Genomic DNA, 12,939 nt, shown 5'->3' with positions numbered 1-12,939 from the left:
GCGCCACGCCGATGTCATGGGTGACGAAAATCACCGCCATATCCATCTCGCGTTGCAATTCGCGCAACAGCAACAGGATCTGAATCTGCACCGTCACGTCGAGGGCCGTCGTCGGCTCGTCGGCCAGCAGCACTTTCGGCCGGCAGGCCAGCGCGAGGGCGATCATCACCCGCTGACGCATCCCGCCCGACATCTCGTGCGGGTAGTTGCTCAGCCGCGATTTCGCCGAGGGGATGGCGACGCGCTCGAACAGCTCCAGCGCGCGGGCGCGGGCCTCGGTCTCGGACAGGCCTTCGTGGGCGCGGATCGCCTCGGTGATCTGGCGCCCGACGGTGAACACCGGATCGAAGGCGGTCATCGGCTCCTGAAACACCATCGCGATATCGCGTCCCCGGATCGGGCGCAGCGCCCGCGGCCCGAGGCCGAGAATGTCGCGCCCGAGTAGCCGGATCTGGCCGCGATGCTCGGTCCGGCGCGGAAACAGCCCCATCAGCGAGCGCAGCATCACCGACTTGCCGGAACCGGATTCGCCCAGCACTCCCAGCACCTCGCCGCGCTTCAGGCTGAAATCGACCCCGTTCACCACCGAGACCCGCTCCTTGCGACTGCCGAAGGCGACGTGCAGATCCTCGACCTCAAGAACCGTGTCGGCGGCCGGAACCGGGGCGGGCGTTGCACTCTGGTTCATTGCGCGATCTCCTTCAGACGGGCACCGGTGCCGGCGCGGCTGTGACCGGAGGCGGGGTTTTCCATGTGACAGGCGACGGTGTGGCCCGCCCCGTCCTGCACGGGCTGCACTTCGGGGGCGGTGGTGGCGCACAGGGTTTCGGCGAAGGGACAGCGGGTGCGGAACCGGCAGCCCGAAGGCGGGTCGATCGGGTTCGGCGGGTCGCCGCTGATCGGGGCGGCGGTGGTGCGCCGGTCGGGATCGAGGCTCGGGATCGAGGCCAGCAGCGCCTGCGTGTAGGGGTGGCGGGCATTGTCCCAGATCTGGTCGACGCTGCCGGTCTCGACCACCCGGCCGAGATACATCACCGCGATCCGGTCCGAGATGTAGCGCACCACGTTCAGATCGTGACTGACGAAGATATAGGTCAGATCGAACCTCTCCTGCAGCTCGATCAGCAGTTGCAGCACCTGCGCCTCGACCGATTTGTCGAGCGCCGAGACCGCCTCGTCGAGGATCACCATCCGCGGTTCCACCGCGAGGGCGCGGGCGATGTTGACGCGCTGGCGCTGACCGCCAGACAGCTCGTGCGGGTAGCGGCGCGCGAACATCGCCGCGGCCAGCCCCACCTGATCGAGCAGCCCGCGCGAGCGCGCGAGCGCCTCGTCGCGGCCGACGCCGTTCATCATCGGGGCGAAGGCGATGGCATCCTCGATCGTCATGCGCGGATTGAGCGAGGAAAAGCTGTCCTGAAACACCATCTGCATGTTGCGCCGCAGCGCCTGCACCGTCAGCCCGGTATGTTCGGACAGCGGATCGCCGTCGAAGATCATCTCGCCGCTGTCGGGTTCGATCAGGTGCATGATGAGGCGGCTGAGCGTGGACTTGCCACAGCCCGATTCACCGACCACGCCGAGGATTTCGCCCTTCATCACGGTCAGCGACACGCCGTCGACCGCCTGCACATGGCCGACGGTGCGGTTCAGCACGCCCTTGCGGATCGGAAAATGCTTCTTGTAGTCCTTCAGGATCAGCATCGGCTGCGCCGGGCCGCCGCGGTCGCGCGGCATGTCCGAGATGCGCAGCGCGCGGGCGGAAGGATCGTTGCGGGTCATGGCCTTGGTCCTCACAGCTTGAGACGCACATCCATCGCGCTGCGCAGCCCGTCGGAGATCAGGTTGAAGCACATGGACGTGAGGAAGATCAGCACCCCCGGCAGCGCGGCGAGGAGCGGGTCGATGTAGATCATCTGGCGCAGGCTGTTCAGCATCAGCCCCCATTCGGCCGCCGGCGCCGAGACGCCAAGCCCGAGAAAGCTGAGCCCCGCCGCCAGGATGATCGCCAGCGACACCAGCGACGTCGCATAGACCAGGATCGGGGCGAGAACGTTGGGCAGCACCTGATATCGCATCAGTGCGAAGGGCCGCGCCCCGGAGGCCCGGGCGGCCTCGACGAAATCCAGGCTGCGCACCTGCGTGGTGACCGATTCCGAGATCCGGATGATCGGCGGGATGAACACCAGCGTCAGCGAGACCAGCGTGTTGAACAGCCCCGTGCCCAGCATCCCGCAGATCGCGATGGCCAGCAGGATCGAGGGGAAGGCGTAGAAGATGTCCGTCACCCGCATGATGACCGAATTGACCGGCCCGCCGAAGAACCCGGCGCTGATGCCCAGAAATCCGCCCACCGCCAGCGCGATCGCCACCGGCACGATCCCCGAGGTCAGCGACAGCCGCCCGCCATACAGCAGCCGCGACAGCATGTCCCGGCCGGTCTCGTCGGTGCCCAGAAGATGGCCGGCGAAGCCCACCGGCTTCATCCGCTGGGTGATCTTGCCCATGAACGGGTCATAGGGCGCCAGCAGCGGCGCGAAGATCGCCGAAAGCACGATCAGCACCAGCACAGCGGCGGCGATCAGCGTCACGGGGTCGCGCATCAGCCGCTTGCGCACCAGCGTCCAGTATCCGGGCGACTGGCTCGGCACGGCGTTCAGACGGCCGGCGACGGCGGGGAACTCCGATGCGGTATCCTTGACGGAGCGGTTCATGAAGGTTTCCTTTCCATCTGGCCGGTCGCGCCTGTGGCTGGGGCCGGCATCCGGGGGGAGAAGGCGAAGGCGCTCAGCGGCGGATGCGCGGGTCGATCAGCGCCTGCGCCACGTCGACGACGAGGTTCAGCAGCACGAAGAACGCCGCGAGCACGAGGATCGTGCCCTGCATCACCGGAATGTCGCGCCGGAAGATCGCGAGGTTCAGCAGATTGCCCGACCCCGGCCAGTTGAACACCGTCTCGACGAGGATCGAGCCACCGAGCAGATAGCCGAACTGCAACCCCATCACCGCGAGCGTCGCCGGCGCGGCATTCTTCAGGATATGGCCGAGAACGGAGCGGCTCCACAGCCCCTTGGCGTTGAGCGTGTTGACGAACTCCTGGCTCATCACCTCGAGGACGGCGGCCCGCACCACGCGCGAGACCACGCCCATCGGAATGAGCGACAGGGTGATCACCGGCAGGACCATGGATTTCAGGCCTTCGACGGTGCTGGGCAGGGTGTCGAACTGCATCCCCTGCGCCGGCAGCCAGTTCAGCTCGACCGAGAAGATCACCACCAGCACGATGGCGAACCAGTAATGCGGCAGGCTTACCCCGGTGATCGAGACCATCGAGAGCGCCTTGTCAGCCGCTTTGCCGTTGTTCAGCGCCGCCGTGACGCCGAAGAAGATCCCGAGCCCGAAGCCCAGCACCGCCGCCGGGATCGCCAGAACGAACGTGTTGCCGAGCGCGTCGAACAGCGTCGCGGCCACCGGTGTGCTGTCGAAGATCGACACCCCCAGATCGCCGTGCAGCAGCATCCACAGCCAGCGCAGGTATTGCTGCCACAAGGGCTTGTCGAAGCCGTATTCGGCTTTCATCTTCTCGATCAGATCTTTCGGTGCGTCCGAGGGCAGCATCAGATCGAGGGCGTTTCCCGGGATCATCTGGACCATCAGGAAAACGAGGATCGACACACCGAGCAGGATCGGAATGGCCTGCAACAGACGGCGGATCGTGAAAGACAGCATGGGGAATATCCTTTGCCGGTCCTGAAACGTCGGAAAGCGGCGGCGGGCAGCGCCGTCCTGGGCGGAAAGCCCCCCGCGGGAGGGGCTTTCCTGGGGGGGGGTCACTCCATCGAGACGGAGGTCAGATCCTGAAACCACGACTGGGCGGGGCGGAAGCCCTTGACCTTCTTCGTCATCGCCCGCGGGTTCATGTCATGCACGACATAAAGCCAGGCCGCGTCATCGGTGATCAGCTCGTTGACCTGCCGGGCATAGGCGTCGCGCCTGGCCGGATCGAACTCCAGTTCCATCTTGTCGAGGACCGCATCGACCTCGGGGTTGGAATACTGACCCCAGTTGCTGGAAACCGGGGCCTTGTTCTTCGAATGGAAGAACTTCGCCAGCCAGCTCGGATCCGAGGTCGCGAAGGAGACGTTGATCGCGTTCGCCCCCATCGTCGGCGCGCTGCCCGGCGCATTGCGCAGCGCCACCAGCAGCGTGCCCCATTCCGTGGTCTCAAGGTCGATGTCGATCCCCACCTCGGCCAGATTCTGCTGGATGAATTCGTTCATCTGCACCGGCTGCATCTGCCCCGACCCCGAGGTCGAGGTCAGGATCTTCGCCTTGAGCGGATGATCGGGGCCATAGCCGGCCTCTTTCAGCAGCGCGCGCGCCTTGTCGGGATCGTAGGTATAATCGTTCTTCGGATGGCCGAACAGCGGATGGTCCGGGGTATACCAGCCCTTTGCCGGGATCGCCGTGCCGTTGAGCATCTGCACCAGACCGTCGCGGTCGATGGCATAATTCGCCGCCTGCCGCACCCGCACGTCATGGAAGGGCGAGCCCTCGGACACGTCCCATTCCCAGGGCCAGTCATGCGGATAGACGCCGGTGACCACGTTGAACCCGGCCGATTTCAGGCTGGGGATCGCGTCGGGGGGCGGCACCTCGATCCAGTCGACCTGACCGGAGCGCAGCGCGGCCAGACGCGTCGTCGCCTCCGGCATCGGCAGCAGCACCACCTTGTCGAGCTTCGGCACGCGCGCGGGGTTCCAGTAGGCGTCGTTGCGCGCGAGTTCCACCGAGACCCGCGGCGTCACCTTGGTGATCCTGAACGGCCCGGTCCCGGCCGGAGCCTGGGCGAATTTCGCCCAGTCGTTGCCGGCGGCGGCAAAGGCTGCGGGGCTTGCAATCAGCGTGTAGCAGATGATGTAGGGGAAGTAGGAGGCCGGATATTTGGTGTCGATCTCGACGGTATAGTCGTCGATCTTCTTCCAGCTCTTCATCAGCGGGTTGCGCCCGCGGGTGATCGCCGAGCCGTTCGCGTCGAACTGCGGCGACTTGTCGTCGAAGAAGCGGTCGAGGTTCCAGATCACCGCATCGGCATTGAAATCCGACCCGTCATGGAACTTCACGCCCTTGCGCAGATGAAAGGTCCAGCGGGTCTGATCGGCCGGGTCCACCTCCCAGCTTTCGGCCAGACCGGGGCGCAGATCGGCGGGTTTGCTCGGGTCGCTCAGATCCCAGTCGATCAGCGGCTCGAATACGGTATAGCCGAGGAAGCGCATCCCCTCGAAGCCGTTGTTGGGCATCCCCGTCGTGGTGGGCACATCCGCCGCCGTCATCGCGATGCGCAGCGTCCCCCCATCGGCCCAGGCCCCGCCCGAGCCGAGCATCGTCCCCAGCAGAAGCCCTGCCACCGCGCCTTTCAAGCTGAATTTCATCTGTTCGGTCCCTGTCCGGTGAGTGTTCTGCCTCAAGTGAGCGGCATCGCCGGCGGGACTGTCAAAGGTCCGGACCAAATGGATTTATGATTTGCGGCCAATGTCTGTTTTTTTGACGCGCCGCCTGCCGGATCGCGGGAATTTTAGTCGAAACACGTCGTTGTGATGGCGAATCAGGGGGTATCCGAAGCCTGAACCGGTGCGGGGCATGTCTGGAAAGGCCGCAATACGGCCTTGAAATCAAAGGAAAAGGGGCGGTCTCGTCCCTTTTCGGGGCCGCCGGGGCGGCGGTGACGATCCGTCTCAGGCGGTGGCAAGCACCCGCGCGTTGTCACGCACCGACTGCTCCGTGACAGAGATGCCGAGGCCCGGGCCCTGCGGCACGATCACATGACCGGCCTGGTTCGGGATGCGCTGTTCCAGAACGTCCTCGGTCAGCACATGGTGCGGCATGTAGAACTCGCAGCCGAGCGACATGTTCGGCATCGCCGCGATGAACTGCGTGCCGGCGGCAAGCGCGATCCCGCCCTCCCACAGCGTGCCGCCATAGCCCGGAATCCGCGCGGTCGCGGCGATGGCCAGCAGGCCCTGCGCCTTGAGCAGTCCGCCCGCCTTCATCAGCTTGACCGAGATCGCATCGGCCGCCCCCAGCCGGATCAGCTCCATCAGGTCATGGGCGTCGAAACAGCTCTCGTCGGCGAGGATCGGCACGCCGAGCGCGGTGCGGAACTCGGCAAGCGCGCGCAGCGCGTCGCGCGGCACCGGCTGTTCGATGAAGGTCGGTGCGAAGGCGGCGACATCGCGCAGCACCCTGAGCGCGCCGAACGGCTGCAACGCCTGATTGTAATCGAGCCGCAGGTCGATCGTATCGCCGAAACGCGCCCGCATCCGGCTCAGGTGATCCATGTCGGTGGCATGAGGCTTCACCCCGGTCTTCACCTTGAAGATCGTGTTGCCGGCGGGGACCATCTCCTCCATCCGGCGCATGTCGGCCTCGAAATCCGGATCGGCGATGGAGAAGCTCAGCGGGATGCGCTCGCGCACCCGCCCGCCCAGAAGCTCGGCCACCGACAGGTCCGAGCGCTTGCCGAGGATGTCGAACATCGCGGTCTCGACGGCGAGCTTCGCCTCGCCATGGCCGACCATGCGCCGGTCCATCGCCGCCATCGCGCCGCGGATGTTCGACAAGGGCCAGCCGATCGCCACCTCGCGCAGATAGATGTCGAGCGCGGCATAGGCCGCCTCGGCGGTGCCGGTGAAGACCTCCCACGGCGCCGCCTCGCCCCAGCCGGTCACGCCCTCGGCCGAGGTCAGTTGCAGCAGCACGCGCTTGACCGTGCCTTTCACGTCGCCCACGCCCTGCTGACGGGCCATCATGATCGGGCTTTCGATCAGCCAGATCTTCATCGCGGCGATGCGGTCGCCGCCGGGTGCCGTGGGGTCCACGGTGTCCGTCATCGCTGTCTCCGAAAGAAAGGCCCCGCCGTCCCGGGGAAGGCGGGGCGCAGATGTGTCACCCGGAATGCGCGCCGATCAGATGCTGAAGCCCGGCGGGAAGTCGCTTTCCTTCACGCCGACCAGCGCCATGTTGCGCACGATGGCCTCCTTGACGAAGCCGCTCTCGCGCTGCTTGCCGATCCAGTCGCTGACGAATTCCTGCCAGGACTTGTCGTCCTCGCGCCGGAAACCGGCGTTCGAGGTGGTGGCATCGAAGGGCGCGGGGATCACCAGATCGCCGATCGCCGGCACCTTGGCCTTCAGCGCCAGCGAAAGGATCAGCGCCAGACATTGCGCATCCGCCCGCCCGGCCTGAAGTGCGGTGGTGGCGTCGCTTTGCGTCTTCAGCCGGGTGATCGTCGCCTTCGGGCAGTTGCGCGTCGCCGCCGCATCGTTCGACGAGCCGGCATCGACCGAGATCCGGATTTCGGGCTTGTCGAAATCGGCCCAGGTGGTGCCCGTCAGGCCCTTGCGGGCGACCAGCGTGAAGGCGTTGTTGAACACCGGGACGGAGAAGTCGATGACCTCCTTGCGCGCGGGCGTCGGGTTCAGCCCGAAAAACACGTCGAGCTTGTTCGCCTGCAGATCCAGCACCGAGTTCCCCCAGGTGGTTTCCGCCAGCTCCATCTTCAGCCCGAGGTCGTCGGCGAGCTTCTGGCAGATGTCGACATAGAAGCCGCGCCATTTGCCGGTTGCCAGATCGCGCTGGTAATAGGGCACGCCGTCGGGCACGCCCGCGACGCGCAGCACGCCCGAGGCCTTGACCCGCTGAAGCGAGCTTTCCGCCGCGATGGCGGGCAGGCCGAGGCTGGCGGCGCCGACGGCGGCACCGGCCAGCGTGGCGAAGGTGCGGCGGGTGATCTTGCGGATGGTCATTCGTCTCTCCGTTGGAAGGGGCGGGCCGGCGAGGGTGCCGATCCCGGATCTGCCGGCCGTTTCGGCCTGTTTTTCATGGGTCTTCCCACCGTTTCGGGCAGGGATACGATGGAAAGGATGCGCTGCCTCCGGGGGAATGCAAACCGATGAAATGTGCCTCTCGCATGAATTTTCATCATGCCTGGGGCGGCGTTCCTTCAGGGCAGCATCAGCCCGCCGTCGACATGGATCACCTGCCCGGTGATGTGGCGCGCACCGGGCGAGAGCAGATGGCACACCGTGTCGGCGATATCCTCGGGCAGGCCGAGGCGGCGGTTCGGCGTGATCGCGGCCGAGCGTGCCATCGCCTCGGTCGAGGTCGCGGCATGGCCCTGCGCATCCTTGCGCACGAATCCGGGCGCCACGCAATTCACCGTCACGCCCTCGGGGCCCAGCTCGACGGCGAGCGATTTCGCCAGCGCCTCGAGCGCCGCCTTCGCCGCCGCGGTGGCCGGAAACAGCATGTCGTTCGTGCCGTAAAGATGCGCGACGAAGGAACTCAGCGCCACAACCCGCCCGCGGTCCGAGGCCCTCAGCGCCGGCAGCGCCGCCTGCGTCAGCCGGAAGAAGGCGAGCGGCATCAGCGCGAAGGCGCGGGTCAGATCCACGTCGGTCAGATCGGCATAAGCCGATTTCTGCGCCCGCCCGGCATTCGCGACGATCTGGTCGAGCCCGCCGAACCGCTCCCTCGTCGCCGCGATCAGCGCCGCGGGCACTGACGGATCGGTCAGATCGCCGAGGATCGTCTCGACCGTCGCGCCTTTCGCGCGCGCCTCGGCCGCGACGGCATCGAGCCCTTCGGCATTGCGCCCGGTGTGCAGCATGAGCGCATATCCGGGCGCGGCGAGGGCGCGCGCGATGGCCGCGCCGATGCCGCTTGCCGCGCCGGTGATCAGAACGATGGTATCGCGGCTCATGCGCCGGCTCCTGCGGCATGGTGAAAGTGGCTCAGGAAAGCGCGGGTGGCCTCTTCGGCGGGGTGGTCGATCACCTGCCGCGCCGGGCCGCTCTCGACGACATAGCCGTCGCGCATGAAGATCACCGTATCGGCGACTTCGCGGGCGAAGGCCATCTCGTGCGTGACCAGAAGCATGGTCATCCCCTCGGTCGCGAGCTGCTTCATCACCGCCAGAACCTCGGCCACGCGCTCCGGGTCGAGGGCCGAGGTCGCCTCGTCGAACAGCATCACATCGGGTTTCATGGCGAGCGCGCGGGCGATCGCCACGCGCTGCTTCTGCCCGCCCGACAGCTGCTCGGGCATCGCCTCCGCCCGGTCGGCAAGGCCCACCTTGGCCAGCAACTCGCGCGCGAGCGCCCGGGCCTCGGGCTTCTTCATGCGCTGAACGGTCACCGGCCCTTCCATCACATTCGCCTCGGCGCTCATGTGCGGGAACAGGTTGAAGTTCTGGAACACCATGCCGGTGCGGGCGCGAAACGCCGCAAGCTCGCGGTCGCGCGGCATCCGCTGCCCGGCGGTGAAGTCGATGCGGCTCGCGCCCACGCGGATATACCCGCTGTCGGGCAGCGTCAGCAGGTTGAGCGTGCGCAGCAGCGTCGACTTGCCGGACCCCGACGGCCCGATCAGCGCCACGACCCCGCCCTTCGGCACCTCGAGCGAGATGTCGCGCAACACCGCATGAGTGCCGAAGGATTTCTTCAGACCGACCACTTCGATCATCGTGGTGATGGAATTCGACATCTTACATCCTCCGGCCGGCTCAGCGGCTCATCCGCGCTTCGAGAAGCGCCGCGCCACGGGTCAGCGGCAGCAGCAAGATGAAATAGATCACCGCTACCATCGTGTAGGTTTCAAGCGGCCGATAGGTCGCCGAGGTGATCAGCTGGCCCTGATACAACAGATCGGGCACCGCCAGCACCGACAGAAGCGAGGTGTTCTTCAGCTGCAACACGGTCTGGTTGACCAGAGGCGGCACCATGCGCCGGAACGCCTGCGGCAGCACGATGCGCCGCATCAGCGCCCCGATCCGCATCCCGAGCGCGCGCCCCGCATCCCACTGCCCCGCGTCGATCGAGATGATGCCGCCGCGGATGATCTCGGCGTAGAACGATCCGCCATACATCGTCAGCGTGATGAAGGCCGCGACCGGCGGCGACAGGTTCACCCCGATCAGGATCGGCAGCGCGTAATAGCACCACACCAGCTGCACCAGAACCGGGGTGCAGCGAAACAGCTCGCTGATCGCCAGCAGCGGCCAGGCGAGCCAGCGGATCCCGCTCAGCCGCGCGAGCGCGATGATGCAGCCGACTGTCAGCCCGGACACCGCCGTCAGCACGGTGAACCCGAGCGTATACAGCGCGCCCTGCCAGATCAGCGTCTTGTATTCCAGCAAGAAGCTGAAATCCCACTGGTAGTTCACGGCACTCTCCTGTCGGTGCGCCCCTGCGGGCATTATTGTTGTATCGAGGATGACCGAAACCGGCCCCCGGGGACAATTCCGAAAACTGCGGACGGCATGAACGAAACTCATGGCGCGTGAAAACCGGGCGCGGGCGGGGCGATTTCCCCTCGCACTTCGGGTGCGAAAGGGGCAGGTCTTGGACAGATGCCGCAGGAGAGACCCGTGACCTATTCGCTCGATGACATTCGCCGCTGGACCACTGAAACCCTTATCTCGTCAAAGGTGCGGGCGGACAATGCCGCCTCGGTCGCCGAGGCGCTGGTCGCGGCCGAGGCCTCGGGGCAGGGCGGGCACGGGCTGCGCCGGATCCCGGCCTATACCGCGCAGGCGCGTGCCGGCAAGGTCGACGGTTTCGCCACGCCGGTGGCCGAGACGGTGCGTCCGGGCGTTCTGCGCATCGACGCGGGGCTTGGCTTCGCCTATCCGGCGCTCGATCTGGCGGTCGGGAAGCTGCCGGCGATGGCGCGCGAATATGGCATCGCCGCCGCCTCGATCTTCCGCTCGCATCACGCGGGCGTCATGGGGCTGACGGTCGAGCGGCTGGCCGATCAGGGGCTGGTCGCGCTGATGGTGGCCCATGCGCCCGCCTGCATGGCGCCGTGGGGCGGGCGCAAGCCGGTGTTCGGCACAAATCCCGTGGCCTTCGCCGCCCCGGTGATCGGCGAGGAGCCGATGGTGATCGACCTCGCGCTCTCGAAGGTCGCGCGCGGCAAGGTGATGGCGGCGCGCCAGAAGGGCGAGGCGATCCCGGACGACTGGGCGCTCGACATCGACGGGCAGCCGACGACGGATGCGGCGCGCGCGATGGCGGGCACGATGATGCCGCTCGGCGGCGCGAAGGGCGCGGCGCTCGCGCTGATGGTCGAGACGATGGCGACGGCGATGACGGGGGCGAATTTCTCGACCGAGGCGTCTTCGCTCTTCGACGACAAGGGCCCGGCGCCGGCGCTCGGTCAGATGCTGATCGTGATCGACCCCGAGGCGACGGGCGGCGTGCGCGCGCTCTCTCGCATCGCGGCGCTCGCCCGCACCATCGAGGACGAGCCGGGCGCGCGTCTGCCCGGCCGCCGCGGTCAGGGCCTGCGCGCGAAGGCGCTGAAAGAGGGCATCGAGATCGCCCCCGAGGTTCTCGCGATGATCCGGCCCGAAACGGCGCAGGCCTGAGTTTCAGGCCCCCCCGAACGACGAAGGGCGCCCGCGAGGGCGCCCGTTTTTCTTTGCTCGATGGCGGCGAGAGCTTACAGCCCGCCGATGTGCATCGCCTTGGTTTCGAGATATTCCTCGATCCCTTCGAGGCCGCCTTCGCGACCGAGGCCCGAGGTCTTGACCCCGCCGAAGGGCGCGACTTCGGTCGACACGCCGCCGCTGTTCAGCCCGATCAGGCCGAATTCCAGCGCTTCGCCGACGCGGAAGGCGCGGGCGAGATCGCGGGTGTAGAAATACGCCGCCAGCCCGAAGGGCGTGCTGTTGGCGACCCCGATGGCCTCTTCCTCGGTCTCGAAGCGGAAGATCGGCGCGACCGGGCCGAAGGTCTCCTCGGAGGCGAGCTGCATCGCCACCGTCGCGCCGGTCAGCACCACCGGATCGGCATATTGCCCGTCGAGGTTGCGCGCCACGGTCGCCCGTTCGGCGCCCTTCGAGATCGCGTCATCGACATGGCGGTTGATCTTGTCGAGCGCGGCCATGTTGATCATCGGCCCGATGTCGGTGTCCGCTTCCGTGCCCGGCCCGACCTTCAGCGCATCGACGCGCGCGGCCAGACGCGCGACGAAAGCGTCATGGATGCCCGACTGAACCAGCAGACGGTTGGCGCACACGCAGGTCTGCCCGCCGTTGCGGAACTTCGACGCCATCGCGCCCTCGACCGCCTGATCCAGATCGGCATCGTCGAACACGATGAACGGCGCGTTGCCGCCGAGTTCCAGCGACAGCCGCTTCACCGTCGGCGCGCACTGACCCATCAGCAGCGCGCCGACGCGGGTCGAGCCGGTGAACGACAGCTTGCGCACCGCCGGCGAGGCGGTCAGCACGCCGCCGATTTCTTCGGGGCGGCCGGTCAGGATGTTGATGACGCCCGCCGGGATCCCGGCCTTTTCCGCCAGCACGCCGAGCGCGATGGCCGAATAGGGCGTGAAATCCGAGGGCTTGATGACCACGGTGCAGCCCGCCGCCAGCGCCGGGGCGACCTTGCGGGTGATCATCGCGTTCGGGAAGTTCCACGGCGTGATGATCGCGCACACGCCGACCGGCTGCTTCATCGTCAGGATGCGGCGGTCCGGGGTCGGCGAGGGGATGGTGCGGCCATAGATCCGGCGCGCTTCCTCGGCGAACCATTTGACGAAGCTCGCGCCATAGCGGATCTCGCCCACGGCTTCGGAGAGGGGCTTGCCCTGTTCCTCGGTCAGGATGGCGGCGAGGTCGGCCTCGTGCTCGACCATCAGGTCGAACCAGCGCATCAGCATCTGGGCGCGCTCGGCGTGGGTGCGCGCCTTCCAGGCGAGCATCGCGGTTTCCGCGGCGGCGATGGCGGCTTCGGTCTCGGCGGCGGTGCAATCGGGCATGTGGCCCATGATCGCGCCGGTCGCGGGATTGGTCACGCCCATGTCGGGGCGCGCGATCCACTGGCCGTCGATCAGAGCGGCCTCGCGGAACAGGGTGGGATCGGACAGTTTCAT

At 67.0% G+C, this 12,939-nt stretch carries 12 protein-coding genes; 1 reads left to right on the top strand and 11 read right to left on the bottom strand.

Annotation, left to right across the window (positions count from 1 at the left end):
- The 10 genes from CG50_RS11940 to CG50_RS11895 form a co-directional block, all read right to left on the bottom strand.
- The coding region (locus CG50_RS11940; RefSeq protein ID WP_036638658.1) for an ABC transporter ATP-binding protein at nt 1-688 on the bottom strand (688 nt) is incomplete at its 3' end.
- Nucleotides 685-1,782 (bottom strand): ABC transporter ATP-binding protein, encoded by a 1,098-nt coding sequence (locus CG50_RS11935; RefSeq protein ID WP_081880409.1) that lies wholly within the window; start codon nt 1,780-1,782, stop codon nt 685-687. The genes CG50_RS11935 and CG50_RS11940, both read right to left, overlap by 4 nt.
- 11 nt (nt 1,783-1,793) lie before the next feature.
- Nucleotides 1,794-2,714 carry an ABC transporter permease gene (locus CG50_RS11930; RefSeq protein WP_081880408.1) on the bottom strand — a complete coding sequence of 307 codons (921 nt, stop codon included), beginning with the start codon at nt 2,712-2,714 and terminating at the stop codon, nt 1,794-1,796.
- 73 nt (nt 2,715-2,787) lie between these two features.
- Nucleotides 2,788-3,729, bottom strand: coding sequence for an ABC transporter permease (locus CG50_RS11925; RefSeq protein ID WP_036638656.1), 942 nt, complete (start codon nt 3,727-3,729; stop codon nt 2,788-2,790).
- Between the two features lie 101 nt (nt 3,730-3,830).
- A complete protein-coding gene (locus tag CG50_RS11920) occupies nt 3,831-5,432 on the bottom strand; it encodes an ABC transporter substrate-binding protein (RefSeq protein ID WP_036638653.1) in 1,602 nt (533 codons plus the stop codon).
- Between the two features lie 303 nt (nt 5,433-5,735).
- Nucleotides 5,736-6,890 (bottom strand): enolase C-terminal domain-like protein, encoded by a 1,155-nt coding sequence (locus tag CG50_RS11915; RefSeq protein ID WP_051909945.1) that lies wholly within the window; start codon nt 6,888-6,890, stop codon nt 5,736-5,738.
- 75 nt (nt 6,891-6,965) lie between these two features.
- Entirely contained in the window at nt 6,966-7,805 is an 840-nt protein-coding gene (locus tag CG50_RS11910) for a transporter substrate-binding domain-containing protein (RefSeq protein ID WP_036638651.1), read from the bottom strand.
- Nucleotides 7,806-8,002: 197 nt separating this feature from the next.
- Entirely contained in the window at nt 8,003-8,761 is a 759-nt protein-coding gene (locus CG50_RS11905; protein WP_036638649.1) for an SDR family NAD(P)-dependent oxidoreductase, read from the bottom strand.
- Nucleotides 8,758-9,543, bottom strand: a complete 786-nt coding sequence (locus CG50_RS11900; protein WP_036638647.1) for an amino acid ABC transporter ATP-binding protein — start codon at nt 9,541-9,543, stop codon at nt 8,758-8,760. Before CG50_RS11900 ends, CG50_RS11905 begins: the two co-directional genes overlap by 4 nt.
- 19 nt (nt 9,544-9,562) lie before the next feature.
- Nucleotides 9,563-10,222, bottom strand: coding sequence for an amino acid ABC transporter permease (locus CG50_RS11895; RefSeq protein ID WP_036638645.1), 660 nt, complete (start codon nt 10,220-10,222; stop codon nt 9,563-9,565).
- A gap of 204 nt (nt 10,223-10,426) precedes the next feature.
- Here CG50_RS11895 and CG50_RS11890 point away from each other — a divergent pair, with 204 nt between their 5' ends.
- Complete coding sequence (locus tag CG50_RS11890; RefSeq protein ID WP_245615708.1) at nt 10,427-11,428, top strand: Ldh family oxidoreductase; 1,002 nt, start codon at nt 10,427-10,429, stop codon at nt 11,426-11,428.
- Nucleotides 11,429-11,502: 74 nt separating this feature from the next.
- Here the strand turns inward: CG50_RS11890 and CG50_RS11885 are convergent, their stop codons facing one another.
- On the bottom strand, nt 11,503-12,939 hold the full coding sequence (locus CG50_RS11885) for an NAD-dependent succinate-semialdehyde dehydrogenase (RefSeq protein ID WP_036638642.1): 1,437 nt from the start codon (nt 12,937-12,939) through the stop codon (nt 11,503-11,505).

It is taken from the genome of Paenirhodobacter enshiensis, from assembly GCF_000740785.1.
Taxonomy (GTDB): domain Bacteria; phylum Pseudomonadota; class Alphaproteobacteria; order Rhodobacterales; family Rhodobacteraceae; genus Rhodobacter; species Rhodobacter enshiensis.
Note: the sequence above shows the minus strand (reverse complement) of the source record. Positions and strands in the feature narration are given on the sequence as shown.